The sequence below is a fragment of the Pseudomonas sp. GW458-11-26-14-LB4 genome (assembly GCF_059423925.1).
Window position 1 is genome coordinate 25143 of sequence record NZ_JBWKYU010000011.1, and the last position, 17616, is coordinate 42758.

Here is a 17616-nt window from a genome sequence, read left to right on the forward strand (position 1 = left end):
GCTACCCCGCGCCGATCATGCTGGAAGCGAGGTCGGCCAGCGCACGCAGCCGGTCCATCTGACGCATGTCCTGGTGATAACCCATCCAGATGTCCCGCCCTGGTGGCGGCTCATCCTCATCCAGCAGGCGCAGTCCTGATATGGAGTCGCCGAGGACGCGGGGCAATACGGCAACGCCAAGCCCCTTCGCGCACATTTGCGCCTGAACTGTACGGCTGCTGCTGGTGAACACTGTGCGGGCCCGCGGATACCGCTGCTGCAACCAATGCACGTCGGGGTAATGAGCCTGGGCAACGTTCATGAGGATCAGCCCCAGGCCTTCACCGTCCGGCTGCGGCGCCGGAGCATGCAAAGCGGCGTAGAGTCCGTAAGTCAGGGTTGTCAGCTTGCGGTGGACGATGTCGGGTTCGGTGAAAGGCACGATCCGGAAGGCGATGTCGGCATCCCGGCGAGCGAGGTCGAACAGACGATGCCCGGCGATGACTTCAGGAACGATCAACGGATACCGTTGCACCAGTTCGCTCAGGACCGGCGCCAACACATGGCAGGCGAACCAGTCGGCCGAGGATATGCGCAACAGGCCTTCCGGCTGATCGCCATGTCCTGCCAAACGACGCTCGATAGCCAAGGCGCTGTGTTCCATGTCCTGCGCCAGACTGAGAATCCTCTCACCAACATCCGTGAGCACCAGCCCTTGAGCCGTCCGCAGGAAAAAGGTTTGCCCGCTGGTATGTTCAAGCACCTGCAGGCGCCGCCCGACGGTCGGGTGACTGACCCCCAACTGCCTGGCGGCACCACCGAGCGAGCCACTGCGGGCAATCGCCAGGAAGACCCGCATGTCACTCCAGTCCATGCCCTCGTCCCATACTGAAAATGAACGATGAGGTTGCAACAATGGCCGTCCCGCAGCAATACCCTGAACCACGTGCTTCGAAACCATTATCAAGAGCAGTGGCTTTGAAATGAACGTTGGCTCAGTCGGAGCGGATCACCCTACTCGCCTTGGGCATCCACCACTTCGATTCGAGTGATTCCGACCAGACTCGCCTGCTCGATAATCTCCTCAGGTGTCGAGTCTGCGTCAGGCATGATCAGGCTGTTCTCGCCATCCCCGAAATGTAACTGCAACAAGTGCATGGCCGCGTCCTGAATGGGCAATCCAGGCTGCTTCAGTTCGAGCTGATGGGTACGGGGCTGGTCGTTGAACAGGTACGTGATCGTGTAATTGCGCATGGATGACACCCTCAGAATGGTAATCGGCACCTATCCTGACTGAGTGGTCAGCTTATAGTTCAAGCAGATGACTGTTCATGAATTTCGATCCAGTCACGTGATCTGATCAGCCTCGCGACAAGGACTTCAGACGCTCGACCAGTGCGGCTTCAAAAATGATGTACAGCCGTTCGGCATCGCCGGCACGCAAAGCTCCGCCGGTTTCCAGTCCCAGCACGAATCCATCCGCCCGCGCCCCTGCCTTGACAGCAATGATCATCGAATCTGCCCGGACAATCTGCGCCAGCAGTCGATCTGCTTCACGCTGAATCTTCTCGCCCAACACTACGCCTTCCACATCGCCACCCAATACCTTCAATTCGACATCCAATACACGACAGCGATAACCGCTGAAACCCAAATGATGGGTCAGGATCGTCCAGCCCGCAACAACAGCTCACATCGCCCTTGGGTCCACAGTTGGCGCGATCATCTACGACTTGTAATAGAACCCCCTCCAGAAAGGAGGGTCTGCTCTTTTATGACCTCTCGGAAGTAAATCCAATGTCCGCGCAGCGCAACCTGGTAATACTCGCTCGGGGTGGATACGCCTCCCGCGGGATGCTCTATTTGATCATCGGTATATTTGCCTTGATGGCAGCCCATGACTCGACAAAACCGAAGGACAGTCACAAAAGCCTGGAGGCCTTGCTGAGCCAACCGTTCGGCTATTTTCTGGTGGGACTTGTGGTGGCGGGTCTGCTTGCATTTTCGGCATGGCGTGTCCTGCAAGCCGTACGCGATGTCGATCATCACGGCACGCAATTCAAGGGTCTGGTGATTCGTGCAGGCCTGTTTGCAGGAGGTTTGGTCAACGGTGCTCTCGCGTTCTTCGCATTGGGCCTGCTCGTGAGCGGCACCCGAAACTCGAGCCATTCAGGAGAGCAAACCAAGGATTGGCTGGCGCATCTTCTGTCGTGGGAGCACTCGAATTTATTGTTGTATCTGATCGCGCTCATACCACTGGGCGTTGGAGTGGCTCACATCATCAAGGGATGGAAGGCTTCGTTCGAAAAGTATTTTGAGGCCGACGACGAGGTCATGCGTTACGTCCGTCCGGTGTCACAATTCGGCCTGATCGCCCGCGGAGTCGTGTTTATAGAAACTGCTTTGCTGCTGGCAGTGAGCGGTTCCGCTTATCAAGCAATGGACCCACCCGGCATGAAGGAAGCGCTGGACGCACTCCAGAATCTACCCGCTGGATGGCTTGTCTTGATGGTGATGGCTCTGGGGCTGATTGCCTTCTCGGTCTACAGTTTCTCTGAAGCGTGTTGGCGCAAGATAAACATGGATGTGCCAGGCGTAGCCAAATGAAAAGCCCGGCATTACGCCGGGCTTTTGATCGCGCCGCAGGTCCGTCTATCTATTCGTTCAGGCCGCCATATTCGACCCGCTGAGGCTTTTCTTCAGTGAAGCTTTCATCACTTCCATTTCCTTGCCCAACTCCTCGAGCTTGGTATTGCCCAGCAGCTTTTTGGCTTGGGGAAACATCTCGGTTTCCTCTTCCTCGATATGGTGTTCCAGAAGCTCCTTGACCACCTTCACGCGGCCGGCGAACTCGGGTGTAGAAGGATCGGTGGACTTCAGGTCTGGCAATACCAATGAATCTACCGTGCGGTGTTCTTCTTTCGCCTCGTAGTACATCTCATCCTGTTCCTTACCGCCTGCTTCCTTGAAAGCCGGATACAGAATCTGCTCCTCGAGCTGGGTATGAATGGTAATTTCCAGTTCAAGCTTGTCCAGCAACTCCGCCCGCTTTTTTAATGCGCGATCGGTGGATTCACTGAGTTGATTCAGGATGCCTTTAACTTTTTCGTGGTCAGTTTTCAGAAGGTCGATGGCGTTCATTTGAGGCCTCTATCACGGATTATTGTTCGCCGATCCAGGTCGGCAATTCTTGCGTTATTCCAGATAGATCTCGCATATTTTGTGCCAGCACCTCAGCTTTTAAATGGCATTAAACATCAACGGCTTGCGCAATATGATGGCCAAATATAAGCATGCACTCTGCATGAGCAGGGGTTGAGGTTCTTGCAAATAGCGGAAGTGAACCAATACACGGCAACGGCTGCGAGAGGTAATAATGATTGGAAATACAGGTGGAGGACGCTAGGGCCAGTAGCCCTAGCTGATATCACTTTTTCTTGTTCGCCGGTTTTTCTGCTTTGTCTGATTTCTTAGCTTTGGTTGATTTACCATCAGCTTTCTTGTCAGATTTTTTTGGTTCGGCATCTTTCTTCTTGTCTTTCTTTTCGGACGATTTGGCAAGCGCCGAGGCTGCCGCTGACTTTTTCGTCGGGGACGATTTTTTGTCTTTCAATTCCTTGGCATTTTTCGAGGACTCACCTTTATTTTTCTTCTCTTCTTTAGCCACGTCGACCACCTCTCGAAGTGCCGGTATTGGCACATTGCCTATGAATTTTTCCACAAGCTGATCATTAGGCGAGAGCGTCCTGAAGCGGTTCAAATTATTTGATACCGTTAAATGGCTTCATATATAACCGAACCAGCAATTCGTCTTTCAAAACGTCAACGGAGATATCCATGAAAACCGCCCTGATCTCCGACACCCACAACCTTCTCCGCCCCGAAGCCCTCGCCGCGCTCCAGGGCTGTGACCAGATCATCCACGCCGGCGACATCGGCAACCCGGACATCCTCGCCCAACTGGCCAAAATCGCCCCCGTTCACGCCGTGCGCGGCAACAACGACCTCAACAGCCAATGGGCCGAAAACCTCCCCGACCTTTTGACCTTCACCCTCTATGGCTGGTCTACCCTCCTCGTCCACGACATCGCCGATGTCCCCGCTGATCTCGATCCGGGCATCAGGCTCATCATCACCGGCCATTCCCACAAACCCCGCATCGAATGGCGCGGTGATCGTCTCTACGTGAACCCCGGCAGCGCCGGCCCTCGGCGTTTCAAGTTGCCGGTCACGCTGGCGATCCTCGAGATACAACCCGACCGCATCGAACCGCGCCTGATTTCCCTGCTGGATCCCCCTGCCTGAAACCGCTACCGTTCCCAATCCAGAACAGGGAACCCACGCGCCATGTCCATCGCCGACAACCTCCTCGCCTTCACTTTCGCTGCCACGCTACTGACCCTGACGCCCGGTCTCGACACCGCGCTGGTGCTGCGCACCGCCACCGTCGAAGGCAAGCAGCAGGCGTTGCGTGCGGCGTTGGGGATCAATGCTGGTTGTCTGTTGTGGGGTGCGGCGGTGGCGTTTGGGTTGGGGGCGTTGATTGCGGTGTCGGAGCTGGCCTACAACCTGTTGAAGTATTGCGGCGCGGCATATCTGGCGTGGCTGGGGTTGAACATGCTGCTGCGCCCTCGCCGTTCGCTGGCACCGGCCGAGGCCGACGGCAAGCCGGGGGCGAACTGGTTTTTCAAGGGCATGCTGGGGAATGTGCTGAATCCGAAGATCGGGATTTTCTACGTGTCGTTTCTGCCGCAGTTCATTCCGCAAGGTCAGCCGCTGGTGCCGTGGACATTCGGGCTGGTGAGCATTCATGTGGTGCTCGGGCTGATCTGGTCGCTGGTGTTGATTGGCGCGACGCAGCCGTTGTCCGGTTTTCTGCGGCGGGAAAAGGTGATTCGCTGGATGGATCGCACCACCGGGATGATTTTCGTGCTGTTCGCCGCGCGGCTGGCGTTCGGCAAGCGTTGAGGCGCCTGCGCTAAACACACCTTCGGTCGAGAGCTGCCACTTCATCAAACTCAAGACTTGCCCATCACATATGGATATCCGTATATTCGGACAACCATATGTTCTGAAGGCATCGTCATGCTCAACCCCGCCTCCGTTTTCAAATGCCTCGCCGACGAAACCCGCGCCCGGGCCACGCTGCTGATCACCCGTGAAGGTGAGTTGTGTGTCTGCGAACTGGTCTGCGCGCTGGACGACAGTCAGCCGAAAATCTCCCGCCATCTCGCGCAACTGCGCACCTGCGGTCTGTTGCTGGATCGTCGTCAGGGCCAGTGGGTTTATTACCGGCTCAACCCTGATCTGCCGGCATGGATTCGCACGCTGCTTGAAACCACGCTCGCCGCCAACACCGCCTGGCTGGAAGAAAACAGCGCGCGGCTGGCGGTCATGGGCGATCGCCCGCTCAACACCTCCGCTTGCTGCTAAGCCTCAGGCTTTCGGGATTCCCATGTTTTTTGCTTTTGCCATTTTTCTGTTCACGATTGTGCTGGTCATCTGGCAGCCGAAGGGGCTGGGTGTCGGCTGGAGTGCGACGCTCGGCGCGGTGCTGGCGCTGCTCAGCGGGGTTGTGACCCTGGGCGATATTCCCACGGTGTGGGGCATTGTCTGGAACGCGACCGCGACGTTCATTGCCGTCATCATCATTAGCCTGTTGCTCGATGAAGCCGGTTTTTTCCAGTGGTCCGCGTTGCACGTCGCCCGTTGGGCAAAGGGCGATGGCCGGCGTCTGTTCGCCTTTACGGTGTTGCTGGGCGCGGCCGTTTCTGCGCTGTTTGCCAACGATGGCGCGGCGCTGATCCTGACGCCGATTGTGATTTCGATACTGCTCGCCCTGCGCTTCTCGGCTGCTTCCACTTTGGCGTTCGTCATGGCGGCCGGTTTCATCGCCGATACCGCGAGCCTGCCGCTGGTGGTGTCCAACCTGGTCAACATCGTTTCCGCCGATTATTTCGGCCTGGGCTTCAGCGAATACGCCTCGGTGATGGTGCCGGTCAACGTGGTTGCCGTGGCCTCCACTCTGGGGGTGCTGTACTGGTTTTTCCGGCGTGACATACCCACACATTACTCACTGGATGACTTGCAGGATCCACGACTGGCCACCCGCGACGGGCTGACTTTCCGGGTCGGCTGGATCGTGTTGGGGTTGCTCCTGATCGGTCTGTTCGCCCTGGAACCGCTGGGCATTCCCATCAGTGCAATTGCTGCAGTTTGCGCCACGCTGCTGTTCGCGGTGGCGGCGCGGGGTCATGTGATTTCGACCCGGCGCGTACTGCGCGAAGCCCCTTGGCAGATCGTGATTTTCTCGCTCGGCATGTACCTGGTGGTGTACGGACTGAAGAACGCCGGGCTGACGGATTATCTGGCGATGGCACTGAATTATCTGGCCAACACCGGGCTCTGGGGCGCGGCGCTGGGTACGGGATTTCTGACCGCCCTGCTGTCGTCCGCGATGAATAACATGCCAACGGTGTTGGTGGGCGCGTTGTCGATCCAGGCCAGTGATGCCGTCGGCGTGATACGCGAGGCGATGATCTACGCCAACGTCATCGGCTCCGACCTGGGCCCGAAAATCACCCCCATCGGCAGTCTGGCGACGCTGCTCTGGCTGCACGTGCTGGAGCGCAAAGGAATCCGCATCACCTGGGGTTATTACTTCAAGACCGGCGTGGTGCTGACCCTGCCGATTCTGTTCATCACCTTGTCTGCCCTGGCCCTGCGCCTGAGCGTTTAACGCCTGTCTGGAAAGAGGAATCATCATGCGCGTTCTATTCATGTGCACCGCCAACAGCTGCCGCAGCATTCTCTCGGAGGCGATGTTCAATCACTTGGCGCCGGCCGGTTTCGAAGCAGTCAGCGCCGGCAGCTTCCCCAAGGGCCAGGTGCTGCCACGCAGCCTGACCACGTTGCAGGCGGCCGGCATTTCCATCGCCGGGTTGAGCAGCAAGGGCAACGAGGCCTTCGAGGACAACCCGCCGGACATCGTCATCACCGTGTGCGACAAGGCCGCCGGTGAAGCCTGCCCGGTGTACTTCGGCCCGGCCCTAAAAGCCCATTGGGGGCTGGAGGATCCTTCGGATGTGCGCGGTGATGAAGAAACCATCGACGCCGCTTTCCGCGCCACTCTCGCCCGAATCGAAACCCGCTGCCGAGCCTTCCTCGCCCTGCCCTTCGCCGAACTTGACCGTGATGCCCTCAAGCGCGAGCTCGACCGCGTCAGCACGCTGTAACCGGAGCCGACATGACCGACCTGCCCAACCTCGATCCTTCACTGGTTCAAACAACCACGCATGACGAAGGCGCCCACAAGCCGCGCATCCTTTTGCTGTACGGTTCGACCCGCCCGCGCTCCTTCAGCCGCTTGCTGGTAGAAGAAGCTGCCCGCCTGCTGGAGCACTTCGGAGCCGAGACGCGGATCTTCAACCCTTCAGGCCTGCCACTGCCGGATGATGCCCCCGGCGATCACCCGAAAGTCCAGGAACTGCTCGAACTGATGCAATGGTCCGAAGGCCAGGTCTGGTGCTCGCCCGAACGCCACGGCGCGATGTCGGCGGTGTTCAAGGCGCAGATCGACTGGGTGCCGCTGGCCCTCGGCGCGGTCCGCCCGACCCAGGGTAAAACCCTCGCGGTAATGCAGGTCTGCGGCGGTTCGCAATCGTTCAACGTGGTCAATCAACTGCGCGTGCTGGGCCGCTGGATGCGCATGTTCACCATCCCCAATCAGTCGTCGGTGCCCAAGGCCTATCTGGAATTCGACGAAGGCAACCGCATGAAACCCTCGGCGCTGTACGACCGGGTGGTAGACGTGATGGAAGAGTTGGTGAAGTTCACGCTGTTGCTGCGTGATCGCCCGGACCTGGTGGATCGTTATTCCGAGCGCAAGGAGTCGGCAGAAGAGTTGATGCAGCGGGTCAATCAGCGGTCGATCTGATGACCAGACCTCACAATAAAAAACCGGTGCGAACGTTCGCACCGGTTTTTTTTCGTCGCCGGGTTACGGCTGGATGGAAGCATCGGCGCTTTGAGGTGACTTGTTTTCAGCGGGCAACCGTCGACGGCGCATCAGGCGATACGCCGCCGGTATGACAAACAGGGACAACAGCGGCGCCGTGACCATGCCGCCGACCATGGGCGCGGCAATGCGGCTCATGACTTCGCTGCCGGTGCCGCTGCCCAGCAGAATCGGCAACAGGCCGGCGATGATCACGGCCACGGTCATCGCCTTGGGGCGCACGCGTTGCACAGCGCCTTCGCGAATCGCCGCGACCAGTCCACGTTCAGAGTGGTCGCCGAGGCCTTCGCGCTCGGCCCAGGCGTTTTTCAGGTAGAGCAGCATGATCACGCCGAACTCGGCCGAAACCCCGGCCAGCGCAATGAAGCCCACACCGGTGGCGACCGACAAGTTGTAGCCCAGCAAATACAGGAACCACGCACCGCCGCTCAATGCGAACGGCAATGTGGCCATGATCAGTAGCGCCTCATCGAAGCGAGCAAACGTCAGGTAGAGCAGCACGAAGATGATCAGCAGCGTGGCAGGCACTACCAGTTTCAGCCGCGCATTGGCCCGCTCCAGAAACTCGAACTGCCCCGAATAGCTCAGGCTCATACCGGGCTGCAATTTCACCTGTTCATTGACGGCGCGACGCAGATCGGCCACCACCGAAGCGATGTCCCGCCCGCGCACGTCGATGTACACCCAACCGGACGGCCGGGCATTCTCGCTCTTGAGCATCGGTGGGCCGTCCGTGACCTTGATCTTCGCCAGCATGCCGAGGGTGATCTGGCTGCCGGAAGGCGTGTAGATCGGCAATTGCTCCAGGGCGCCGGGCGAATCACGCCACTCTCGTGGATAACGGATGTTGATCGGAAACCGCGCCAGCCCTTCGATGGTTTCCCCGACGTTTTCCCCGCCAATGGCACCGGCAACGATGGATTGCACATCGCTGATGTTCAGCCCGTAGCGGCCGGCGGCGTTGCGGTCGATATCCACGTCGATGTAGCGCCCACCGGTCAGGCGCTCGGCCAGTGCCGAACTGACACCGGGCACACTTTTGGCCACCCGCTCGACGGCCTGGGTTGCGGCGTCGATCTGGGCCAGGTCGTTGCCGGCGACCTTCACGCCGATCGGGCTTTTGATCCCGGTGGCGAGCATGTCGATGCGGTTGCGGATCGGTGGAATCCAGATGTTGGTCAGGCCCGGCACGCGCACCACGCGATCCAGTTCTTCCACGAGTTTTTCCGGGGTCATGCCTGGGCGCCATTGATCGTGGGGCTTGAACTGGATCGTGGTTTCGAACATTTCCAGCGGTGCCGGGTCGGTGGCGGTTTCCGCGCGGCCAGCCTTGCCGAACACGTGCTCGACTTCGGGCACGGTTTTGATCAGACGGTCGGTCTGCTGCAACAGTTGCGCGGCTTTTTGCGCCGACAAACCCGGCAAGGCCGAAGGCATATACAGCAGATCGCCCTCGTCCAGCGGTGGGAGGAATTCGCCACCAAGCCGCGAAATCGGCCAGGCCGCGCTGACGAATACCAGCAATGCCACCAGCAGAGTGAGTTTCGGCCGCCGCAACACCGCATCCAGCGCCGGCTGATAGATCCGGATTAACCAGCGGTTGAGCGGATTGTGGCGTTCATCCGGAATCCGCCCGCGAATCCAGTAGCCCATCAGCACCGGCACCAGCGTCACCGACAATCCCGCAGCTGCTGCCATGGCGTAGGTCTTGGTGAACGCCAGCGGACCGAACAGCCGCCCTTCCTGGGCCTGCAAGGTAAACACCGGAATGAACGACAGCGTGATGATCAGCAAACAGAAAAACAGCGCCGGCCCCACCTCCACCGCCGCGTCGGTCATCACTTGCCAATGACGCTCGCCCTTGAGCGCCTGCCCCGGATTGGCCGCGTGCCACGCTTCGATTTTCTTGTGGGCGTTCTCGATCATCACCACCGCCGCATCGACCATCGCACCAATGGCGATGGCGATCCCGCCCAACGACATGATGTTGGCGTTCAAGCCCTGATAACGCATCACGATGAAGGCGATCAGCACGCCCACCGGCAACGAAATGATCGCCACCAGCGAAGAGCGCAAATGCCAGAGGAAGATCCCGCACACCAGCGCGACGACGATGAACTCTTCGAGCAGTTTGTGGCTGAGGTTTTCCACGGCGCGATCGATCAGCTTGCTGCGATCGTAGGTGGTGACGATCTCCACGCCGGGCGGCAGGCTGCTTTTCATGTCATCGAGTTTGGCCGCGACCGCCGCAATGGTCTCGCGGGCGTTCTTGCCGCTGCGCAGGATTACCACGCCGCCGACGGTTTCGCCCTGGCCGTCCAGCTCGGTGATGCCCCGGCGCATATCCGGCCCGGTCTGAACCGTTGCGACATCGCCGAGAGTTACCGGCACCCCGCCAGCACCGAGTTTTAACGGGATCGCCCGAAAGTCATCAAGGGTTCTCAGGTAGCCCGATGCCCGTACGATGAACTCGGTTTCGGCCATTTCCAGCACCGCGCCGCCGGTTTCCTGATTGGCCTTGCCGATGGCTTCGCGCACCTGCGCCAGGGTGATGCCGAGGCTGGCCAGCCGCACCGGATCGGGCTGCACCTGATACTGCTTGACCATGCCGCCGACGGTGGCGACCTCGGCGACGTTAGGCAGGGTCTTGAGCTCGAACTTGAGAAACCAGTCCTGCAACGCCCGAAGCTGCGCCAGATCATGCCCGCCGCTGCGATCCACCAGAGCGTACTGATAGATCCAGCCAACGCCGGTCGCATCCGGACCCAGCGCCGGTTTGGCGCTGACCGGCAATCGACTCTGGATCTGGCTCAGGTACTCCAGCACCCGCGAGCGCGCCCAGTATTGATCGGTACCGTCCTCGAACAGCACGTACACGAAGCTGTCACCGAAGAACGAATAACCGCGCACGGTTTTCGCCCCCGGCACCGAGAGCATGGTGGTGGTCAGCGGATAGGTCACCTGATTTTCGACAATCTGCGGCGCCTGTCCGGGATACGGCGTGCGGATGATCACCTGCACATCCGACAGATCCGGCAGCGCATCGATCGGCGTGCTCTGCACCGACCACACGCCCCAGCCCGTGACGAACAGCGTTGTCAGCAGCACCAGAAAACGATTGGCGACGGACCAGCGAATCAGCGCGGCGATCATGGCTGACTCCCCGAAACGTTCCCGCTCGTTTCAAGCGGCTCGGCGACGATGCCCTTGAGGCTGGCCTCGGAATCGAGCAGGAACTGGCCGGACGTCACGACGTTCTGCCCTTCTGCCAAGCCGTCGAGGATCACCGTTCTGCCGGCGCTTTCCTGGCCGAGCCGAACCTCCACCGGGCGATAGTGCCCCGCGTCTTCGGCGAGCATGACCAAAGTCCGCTTGCCGGTGCGGATGACGGCTTCACTCGGCACCCACAATTGACTCTGCCCGGTTGATCGACTCAGCCGCACTTGCGCCGTCATCCCCGGCCGCAAGTGGCCATCGGCATTGGCCAGCTCGACCCGGACGCGCAGGGTGCGGCTGTCTGCGTTGGTGTCCGGCAGAATCACGCTGACCACTCCGTTGAAAACTCTGCCGGGAAAGGCCGGCAGGCGCACTTCGACGGCCTGCCCCACGGCAACCGAACCGGTCTGCGATTCCGGCACCGCCACAGCGAGCCAGACACTGTTCAGCCCGTTGACCCGCGCCAGGGTTTCACCGCTCGCCACGGTCATGCCCGCCCGCACATCGAGTGCTTGCAGCACACCGCCCAAAGGGCTGGTGACCGTCAGTTCGGACTGCACCTTGCCGCTGCGCTCCACTTGAGCAATCAGGCTCGACGGCATCCCGGTCAGCCGCAAGCGCTGGCGCGCCGCCGCGATCAGGTCGGCATCGCCGCTGCGTCTGAGCGCCAGAAACTCGCTCTGGGCCGCCGTCCATTCCGGCACGAGGATATCGGCCAACGCCGCGCCAGCCGTCAGCACATCCCCCGGCGCTCGGGCGTAGACTCGCTCGACAAACCCATTGGTGCGCGCCTGGATCACCGCGACATCGCGCTCGTTGAACCCCAGCACACCGCTCACATCGAGGTTTGAGGTGAAGGCGCCGCGACTGACCGGCGCTACACGCAGACCGAGGTTCTGACTCAGCCCCGGATCAATGCTGACGGTCGCACTGCCCTCCCCGCCGCTGGCGTATCGGGGCACCAGTTGCATGTCCATGAAGGGTGACTTGCCCGGTTTGTCGAACTTTTGCTGCGGGTACATCGGGTCGTACCAATACAAGGCCTTGGGCTCGGTGCTCGGCGCTGGGGCTGGGGCTGAAGCCGGCACGCCCTTCATTCGCTGATAAGCCAATCCGTAACCGCCACCCACGCCCACCGCCAGCGCGAGGCCGGCCAGCCACACGCCGTTCCATTGTTTACGGTTCACAGGCTGGTCTCCCCATAAGCGAAATGCAGACGCGCAGCGGTCAGCGCGCGTTGTTCTTCCATGTCGATCTGTTTGAGGCGGGCCTCGATGAGTTCGCGGCGGGCGTTGACCACCGCGTTCAAATCGCCCTGGCCGGCGCGATAACTGGCCAGGCTCAGATCGACTTTCTCTCTGGCCAGCGGCACCAGGCTTTCTTCGGTGCGGCGTACGGCCCGATCGAGGCGCTGGTAATCGGCCAACTGGTTTTCCAGTTGTTCGGTGTGCTCGCGGGACAGGGCCTCGCGCTCGGCTTGCAGTTGGCTGACCTCGGCCTGTCTGGCGGCGATTTTCGGGTTCTGCCGCGTCTCGGGAAACAGCGGCAGATCCCAGGAAAACTGCACGCTGACCATGTCGCCAAACTCGCGGCCCCGATGCTGGTAATCCACCTCCCAGCTCCAGTCGGATTTTTTCTCGGACACCGCCTCTTGCACCCTGGCCTGGGCTTCGCGGGTCATGGGCGCGAAAGCAGCCAGTTCGGGATGGTGTTGCAGTTGATGATTGAAGGTCGAGGCATCGACCGGCCACACGGGCAAACCGCCCTCGGGCTTGTCGTTGGCGGCGGTGCCGATCCAGCGTTTGAGCGCGGCTCGGGCCTGGGTGCGCTCGAGGGTCAGGTTGTCCTGTTGCTCGGCGAGTCGGGCCGCCTCCTGCTTAGGCGTTACCGCGTCGGCAGGTTGCGCGCGGCCACCGGCGATCTGCGCCCGGACGGTCTCGCTCAGCAGACGGTTTTCCTTGAACAAGTCCTGGAACAACGCTTCTTTGCGCTCGACCGAATAGCCGCTGATCCACGCCAGCGCCGTCGCCTGACGCACCTTCAAACGCTCGACACGGCGCTCGGCCGCCGCGCGCTCAATAGCGGCGTCGGCAACTTCGATGCGCGCCTTGCGTTTGTCTGCGTTGGGCATCTCCTGCCGGTAACCGACCATCTGCATGGTCATGAAGTCCTGATCGACGCTCCAGCGATCCGGGCCGCCCACGGGGTAGTTCTGCAAACCGAGCAACAACTTGGGATCGGGCAACTCACCCGCCGGAATGGCCGCGCTGCTGGCGGCCTGGATTTTCTGATCTTGTGCGGTCAGCGACGGCGCATTGTTTTCGGCCAGCCGCAGCGCTTGATCGAGTGTCAGCGCGGCGGCGAAACCCGGCCACGCGAGCACGCTTGCCGCAAGGCCGGCCACCAGAGGCCAACCCGTGCAATTGCACTTGAATGTCATGTTTACGATTCCTGTGATCGTTCACTGCGCGCGGCGAAAAACACGCGCACAGCCAAATCACTCCGCCTGGGCGGAATGAGCTTCAAGGGGAGACAGGAATCAGGTGCGGGGCGGTCGCCAGACCCCGGACGGGGCCGCTAGCGGCAGGGAATCAGTGAAGAACGAATGCGTGACAGGGCTGAATACGGTAACGGGCGGCTTGAGGATCGCGACTTGCAGCAGGCCGCCGGTCTTGCACTCCTGGCCGGGTTTGCAGGGGGAGCCATGGTCGGCAGGACTCTTCATGTCCTTGCAGCAATCCATGTTCATGCCGTCCATCATCGCCATGCCCATTGTTTGCATCGGGCACGGTTCTGTCGGTGCCTGCACGCCCGCCATCCCGCTGAGGGGAAGCGCCAGGCTGATCAGGAAAACGAGACAAAACCGCAGATAGCGTTTCATGGCCGGGAGTCTAGTCGTGAAAACGGGCGCCTACAATCGGCTGCCCAGCGATCTCACCGGACACGCATTAAGCCAGGATTAGCAGCAAAAAATGATGCAGCAGGCGCCCTATCACCTAACCTCAATGCTTGTGTGATCAACCGGAATCGCCCAGTCCCATGCGTAATGCATTGAAGTCATTGATGTTCATCGCTCTGATCCTGCTTGGTTCGGGGTTGGCGGCGGTATCGGCCGCCGATGTGTCCGGCACACCGGATGTCAGCACCGGCGCCCCGCTCCCCGGCGTCACGCAAAGCGATCTGCAGGCCTTGCAACTACGCCTCGACGGCCTCAAGCAGCAGATCTCGTCCGCCAACAATTACAACCAGCTCGAAGGCCCGCAGGACCGGGTGCAGACGTTCATTCTGGACATCGATCGGCTATCGGCCTCGCTGTTGCCGCAGCAGGCGCAACTGACCGTGCAACTGGGCGTGCTCGGGGCCGCGCCGGCCGAAGCGGTCGCCGCTGAACAAGCCGATATCGCCGCGCAACGGGCGACGTTGATCGAGCAGAAAACCAAAGTCGATACGGCGTTGAAGAACCTCGCCACCCTCAAGCAAAACGCCACGGAGCTGATCACCCAGATCGCCGGTATCCGCCGCACGTTGCTCGAAAGCGAGCTGACGCTCAGCACCCACAGCATTCTGAATCCCGGCTTCTGGGCTCCCCTTGTCAATCCGTCGGCGGATGACCGCCAGCGTCTGCGCTCTTTCGTCGATCAGGTGCAACAGACCGGCGCCGAAGCCTGGCAACCGGGTCAGCGACTTTACACCGCCCTGCTGGTGGTGCTGGCCTTCGTCGTCTGGACGCTGGGTCGGCGACTGGCCGACCGCTGGCTGGCGTGGGTGTGCATTCACCGCATGCCGGAGGGTCGACTGCGCCGCAGTTCGCTGGCGTTCGCCTCGGCGCTGGCGACACTAGCGACCACCGCCATCGCCCTGCAACTGCTCTATTACGCCTGCACCCGCCATGTGCCGTTGCCGCCGATGCTGGCGACATTTTCCGAGGAGTTCGGGAAAGTGGTTTATGCCTGCGTGCTGATCACGGGACTCAGCCGCGCGTTGCTCTCGACCGAGCACCCGTCCTGGCGACTGCCGGCGGTGGCTGACCCGGTGGCGCTCGCGCTGCATCCCTACGCACGGATCCTCGCCGCGACGCTGCTGGTGCTGGTGACGGCGGTGCAAGTCAGCAATGCCGCCGGCATGAGCAGTCAGATCGTGCTCGCAGGCAGAGGCATCATTGCGCTGGCGGTGCTGGGTATCGTCACCACGCTGCTGATGCGCGTCGGCAGGTTGCGCAAAACACTGGCCGCAGCCGGTGACACCCAAGTGGCGGGCAACACCTTCGCCGGGGTGGTTTACACCGTTGCCACCCTGGCGATGGTGCTGTCGTTCGGCGCCCTGCTGACGGGTTATGTGTCGCTCGCGCGGTTCATCACCTACGAACTGGTGTGGGCGTTTATCGTGTTTTCCGGGTTTTATCTGCTGATGCAACTGCTCAGCGACAGCTGCGAATACTTCTTCTCGCCCCGCCACTCCAGCGGCAAGGCGCTGAAACAGCTGCTGGGGGTCGGCGACCGGCGCCTCGAACAGGCCTCGACCCTGCTGGCCGGTTTCGGTCGGGCTGCGCTGTTGCTGCTGGCGGTGATCACTCTGTTCGTCGGCGGGATCGGCACCACACTCGGCCAACTGGCCAACAACATCGGCACGATCCTCGGCGGTGCCGGCCTGCGCAAACTGAACATCGTCCCCGGCCATTTGCTCAACGCGATGCTCGCGCTGCTGATCGGCATCTACCTGATCCGCGCCCTGCGCCGCTGGCTCGACAACGAGTTCCTGCCCAAGACCGACATGGACCCGGGCATGTGCGCCTCGCTCAGCACGCTGTTTTCCAACATCGGTTATGCGGTGGTGATCCTGCTGACCCTGTCATCGCTGGGCGTGCAATGGACCAACCTGGCGTGGATCGTCAGCGCCCTGTCGGTGGGCATCGGCTTCGGCTTGCAGGAGATCGTGAAGAACTTCGTCTCGGGGCTGATCCTGCTCACAGAACGCCCGGTCAAGGTCGGCGACCTGATCAGCATCAGCGGCGTCGAGGGCGACATCCGCCGGATCAACGTGCGCGCCACCGAAATCCAGCTCAGTGACCGCTCGATCGTGATCGTGCCCAACTCGCAGTTGATCTCGCAGAACCTGCGCAACGTCACCCTCGGCGGCAGCGCCCAGGGCGTAGCGACGCTGGAGCTGATGTTCCCGCTGGATATCGACCCCGAACAGGTGCAGAACCTGCTGTTCGACACCTACAAGGAACACGAAACCATCCTCGAAAAACCGGCACCGTTCGTGCGCTTCAGCAAGCTGACGCCGGACGGGATTACGTTGACCGTGACCGGGTATGTGGCGAGCCCGAGGATTGTCGGGACGACCAAGAGTGATTTGTTGTTCGAGATTCTCAAGCGGCTGGGGGCGGCGGGGATTGAGCTGGCGAAGCCGCCGAGTACCTGATGAAAAACCTATGGGGTCTGTACTGCTGCGCGCCTGCCTGATCAGGCCTCAGTGGTGTCAGTCGACTCCGGCGCCGCTTCAGCCTCCAGCTTCAAGCGATCCGCCTTGCTGATGTACTTCGGTTTGTTGCTCTTGGGTGCCAGTTTGGCGTTGGCCTTTCTGGATTTTTCCTTGAAGAGCTGTTGCAGTTTTTTCTGACGGTTCATGGTGTTTTGGCCTGCTTGAAAGTTGTTGGATGATATCAGCGTTGGGCCTGCTTCACCCCAGCACGTCAGTAATCCAGCGCACCTGCTGCGTCAGCTCCTGCACCTTGTGTTCACAAACGGCATGCCGAGCCCGTCCAAAGTGAGCCAGCGTCTGCTGCTTGTGCCGCAGCCGGTGCTGCCACTTGCTGACAAACGCCGGACTGCGCGCCTGCAATTGCAATGGCCCGAAGAACAATTCCTCGGCGGTATACCTCACCGGCTCGCCCCGCTCGGCCACGATGATTTCGTAGTCGAAACGGTTCTCCCGCAGGATTTCTTCGCAAAGGATGCGGTACCCGTTGTCCATCAGCCATTGCCGCAGCGGTTGTTCGCCGCCGTTGGGTTGCAGGATCAGGCGCTCGCGGCCGCTCAGGCGCGCCTTGCCGGCTTCGAGGATGTCGCGGATGGTTTCGCCGCCCATGCCGCACACGGTAATTGCCGTAATCCCGTCTTCCGGTTCGACGGCCATCAAGCCATTGGCCAAGCGCACGGTGATCTGCTGCTCAAGATCGTTGTCGCGCACGGTACGTTGCGCCGAACGGAACGGCGTCTCGGCCATCTCGCCCGCCACCGCCGCCGCGATCGCGCCACGGCGCATCAGGGCCACCGGCAGGTAGCCGTGATCCGAGCCGATATCGGCCAGCCGCGCACCGGCGGGCACGTGCGCCGCCACCCGCTCCAGGCGCATGGACAATGTCTGTTCGTTCAACCGCAACCCCTTTCACTCTGAACGCC

19 protein-coding genes are annotated in these 17616 nt (G+C 60.9%); 8 read left to right on the forward strand and 11 right to left on the reverse strand.

The features are described from left to right. Window position 1 precedes the first annotated feature (1 nt). From AC07XZ_RS16065 to AC07XZ_RS16075, 3 genes are all read right to left on the reverse strand, one after another. Entirely contained in the window at window positions 2-853 is an 852-nt protein-coding gene (locus tag AC07XZ_RS16065; RefSeq protein ID WP_102686745.1) for a LysR family transcriptional regulator, read from the reverse strand. Window positions 854-993: 140 nt separating this feature from the next. Beyond that, entirely contained in the window at window positions 994-1233 is a 240-nt protein-coding gene (locus tag AC07XZ_RS16070) for a hypothetical protein (protein WP_102686744.1), read from the reverse strand. Window positions 1234-1339: 106 nt separating this feature from the next. Continuing rightward, on the reverse strand, window positions 1340-1570 hold the full coding sequence (locus AC07XZ_RS16075) for a hypothetical protein (protein WP_085747576.1): 231 nt from the start codon (window positions 1568-1570) through the stop codon (window positions 1340-1342). A gap of 206 nt (window positions 1571-1776) precedes the next feature. On the opposite strand from AC07XZ_RS16075, the gene AC07XZ_RS16080 reads away from it, so the two are divergent. Further along, on the forward strand, window positions 1777-2586 hold the full coding sequence (locus AC07XZ_RS16080) for a DUF1206 domain-containing protein (protein ID WP_085747437.1): 810 nt from the start codon (window positions 1777-1779) through the stop codon (window positions 2584-2586). Window positions 2587-2643: 57 nt separating this feature from the next. Here AC07XZ_RS16080 and AC07XZ_RS16085 read toward each other — a convergent pair whose 3' ends face one another. After that, a complete protein-coding gene (locus tag AC07XZ_RS16085; RefSeq protein WP_102686743.1) occupies window positions 2644-3120 on the reverse strand; it encodes a PA2171 family ribosome-binding persister protein in 477 nt (158 codons plus the stop codon). 286 nt (window positions 3121-3406) lie between these two features. Beyond that, window positions 3407-3646 carry a hypothetical protein gene (locus AC07XZ_RS16090; protein WP_085747577.1) on the reverse strand — a complete coding sequence of 80 codons (240 nt, stop codon included), beginning with the start codon at window positions 3644-3646 and terminating at the stop codon, window positions 3407-3409. Between the two features lie 170 nt (window positions 3647-3816). Between AC07XZ_RS16090 and AC07XZ_RS16095 the strand changes: the two genes are divergently transcribed. The 6 genes from AC07XZ_RS16095 (at window position 3817) to arsH (ending at window position 7915) form a co-directional block, all read left to right on the forward strand. Continuing rightward, window positions 3817-4284: a metallophosphoesterase family protein gene (locus AC07XZ_RS16095; RefSeq protein WP_102686742.1), complete on the forward strand. Its 468-nt coding sequence runs from the start codon at window positions 3817-3819 to the stop codon at window positions 4282-4284. Between the two features lie 42 nt (window positions 4285-4326). Further along, window positions 4327-4947 carry a LysE family translocator gene (locus AC07XZ_RS16100; RefSeq protein ID WP_102686741.1) on the forward strand — a complete coding sequence of 207 codons (621 nt, stop codon included), beginning with the start codon at window positions 4327-4329 and terminating at the stop codon, window positions 4945-4947. 117 nt (window positions 4948-5064) lie between these two features. Beyond that, a complete protein-coding gene (locus AC07XZ_RS16105) occupies window positions 5065-5412 on the forward strand; it encodes a metalloregulator ArsR/SmtB family transcription factor (protein ID WP_085747440.1) in 348 nt (115 codons plus the stop codon). Between the two features lie 22 nt (window positions 5413-5434). Then, a complete protein-coding gene (locus tag AC07XZ_RS16110; RefSeq protein WP_102686740.1) occupies window positions 5435-6718 on the forward strand; it encodes an arsenic transporter in 1284 nt (427 codons plus the stop codon). Between the two features lie 25 nt (window positions 6719-6743). Then, on the forward strand, window positions 6744-7214 hold the full coding sequence (locus AC07XZ_RS16115; RefSeq protein ID WP_085747442.1) for an arsenate reductase ArsC: 471 nt from the start codon (window positions 6744-6746) through the stop codon (window positions 7212-7214). Window positions 7215-7225: 11 nt separating this feature from the next. Next, window positions 7226-7915 carry an arsenical resistance protein ArsH gene (gene arsH / locus AC07XZ_RS16120; RefSeq protein WP_085604534.1) on the forward strand — a complete coding sequence of 230 codons (690 nt, stop codon included), beginning with the start codon at window positions 7226-7228 and terminating at the stop codon, window positions 7913-7915. Between the two features lie 63 nt (window positions 7916-7978). Here arsH and AC07XZ_RS16125 read toward each other — a convergent pair whose 3' ends face one another. The 4 genes from AC07XZ_RS16125 to AC07XZ_RS16140 form a co-directional block, all read right to left on the reverse strand. Then, entirely contained in the window at window positions 7979-11149 is a 3171-nt protein-coding gene (locus AC07XZ_RS16125) for an efflux RND transporter permease subunit (RefSeq protein ID WP_102686739.1), read from the reverse strand. Beyond that, entirely contained in the window at window positions 11146-12399 is a 1254-nt protein-coding gene (locus AC07XZ_RS16130; RefSeq protein ID WP_102686738.1) for an efflux RND transporter periplasmic adaptor subunit, read from the reverse strand. Before AC07XZ_RS16130 ends, AC07XZ_RS16125 begins: the two co-directional genes overlap by 4 nt. Beyond that, entirely contained in the window at window positions 12396-13652 is a 1257-nt protein-coding gene (locus AC07XZ_RS16135; protein ID WP_102686737.1) for a TolC family protein, read from the reverse strand. Before AC07XZ_RS16135 ends, AC07XZ_RS16130 begins: the two co-directional genes overlap by 4 nt. A gap of 99 nt (window positions 13653-13751) precedes the next feature. Continuing rightward, window positions 13752-14093 (reverse strand): hypothetical protein, encoded by a 342-nt coding sequence (locus AC07XZ_RS16140; RefSeq protein WP_102686736.1) that lies wholly within the window; start codon window positions 14091-14093, stop codon window positions 13752-13754. A gap of 158 nt (window positions 14094-14251) precedes the next feature. Here AC07XZ_RS16140 and AC07XZ_RS16145 point away from each other — a divergent pair, with 158 nt between their 5' ends. Beyond that, window positions 14252-16636 carry a DUF3772 domain-containing protein gene (locus tag AC07XZ_RS16145; RefSeq protein ID WP_102686735.1) on the forward strand — a complete coding sequence of 795 codons (2385 nt, stop codon included), beginning with the start codon at window positions 14252-14254 and terminating at the stop codon, window positions 16634-16636. 41 nt (window positions 16637-16677) lie between these two features. On the opposite strand, the gene AC07XZ_RS16150 is transcribed toward AC07XZ_RS16145, so the two are convergent. Next, window positions 16678-16842, reverse strand: coding sequence for a DUF2986 domain-containing protein (locus AC07XZ_RS16150; protein WP_102686734.1), 165 nt, complete (start codon window positions 16840-16842; stop codon window positions 16678-16680). 52 nt (window positions 16843-16894) lie between these two features. Beyond that, window positions 16895-17590, reverse strand: a complete 696-nt coding sequence (locus AC07XZ_RS16155) for a tRNA (adenine(22)-N(1))-methyltransferase (protein ID WP_102686733.1) — start codon at window positions 17588-17590, stop codon at window positions 16895-16897. Between the last annotated feature and the right edge of the window lie 26 nt (window positions 17591-17616).

Excerpts from the sequence above, each read along its gene's own strand:
- AC07XZ_RS16115 (WP_085747442.1), top strand. The coding sequence starts at position 6,744 with ATGCGCGTTCTATTCATGTGCACCGCCAACAGCTGCCGCAGCATTCTC.
- AC07XZ_RS16145 (WP_102686735.1), top strand. The coding sequence starts at position 14,252 with ATGCGTAATGCATTGAAGTCATTGATGTTCATCGCTCTGATCCTGCTT.
- AC07XZ_RS16085 (WP_102686743.1), bottom strand. The coding sequence starts at position 3,120 with ATGAACGCCATCGACCTTCTGAAAACTGACCACGAAAAAGTTAAAGGC.
- AC07XZ_RS16135 (WP_102686737.1), bottom strand. The coding sequence starts at position 13,652 with ATGACATTCAAGTGCAATTGCACGGGTTGGCCTCTGGTGGCCGGCCTT.
- AC07XZ_RS16080 (WP_085747437.1), top strand. The coding sequence starts at position 1,777 with ATGTCCGCGCAGCGCAACCTGGTAATACTCGCTCGGGGTGGATACGCC.
- AC07XZ_RS16105 (WP_085747440.1), top strand. The coding sequence starts at position 5,065 with ATGCTCAACCCCGCCTCCGTTTTCAAATGCCTCGCCGACGAAACCCGC.
- AC07XZ_RS16150 (WP_102686734.1), bottom strand. The coding sequence starts at position 16,842 with ATGAACCGTCAGAAAAAACTGCAACAGCTCTTCAAGGAAAAATCCAGA.
- AC07XZ_RS16065 (WP_102686745.1), bottom strand. The coding sequence starts at position 853 with ATGGACTGGAGTGACATGCGGGTCTTCCTGGCGATTGCCCGCAGTGGC.
- AC07XZ_RS16070 (WP_102686744.1), bottom strand. The coding sequence starts at position 1,233 with ATGCGCAATTACACGATCACGTACCTGTTCAACGACCAGCCCCGTACC.
- arsH (WP_085604534.1), top strand. The coding sequence starts at position 7,226 with ATGACCGACCTGCCCAACCTCGATCCTTCACTGGTTCAAACAACCACG.
- AC07XZ_RS16125 (WP_102686739.1), bottom strand. The coding sequence starts at position 11,149 with ATGATCGCCGCGCTGATTCGCTGGTCCGTCGCCAATCGTTTTCTGGTG.
- AC07XZ_RS16100 (WP_102686741.1), top strand. The coding sequence starts at position 4,327 with ATGTCCATCGCCGACAACCTCCTCGCCTTCACTTTCGCTGCCACGCTA.
- AC07XZ_RS16140 (WP_102686736.1), bottom strand. The coding sequence starts at position 14,093 with ATGAAACGCTATCTGCGGTTTTGTCTCGTTTTCCTGATCAGCCTGGCG.
- AC07XZ_RS16110 (WP_102686740.1), top strand. The coding sequence starts at position 5,435 with ATGTTTTTTGCTTTTGCCATTTTTCTGTTCACGATTGTGCTGGTCATC.
- AC07XZ_RS16095 (WP_102686742.1), top strand. The coding sequence starts at position 3,817 with ATGAAAACCGCCCTGATCTCCGACACCCACAACCTTCTCCGCCCCGAA.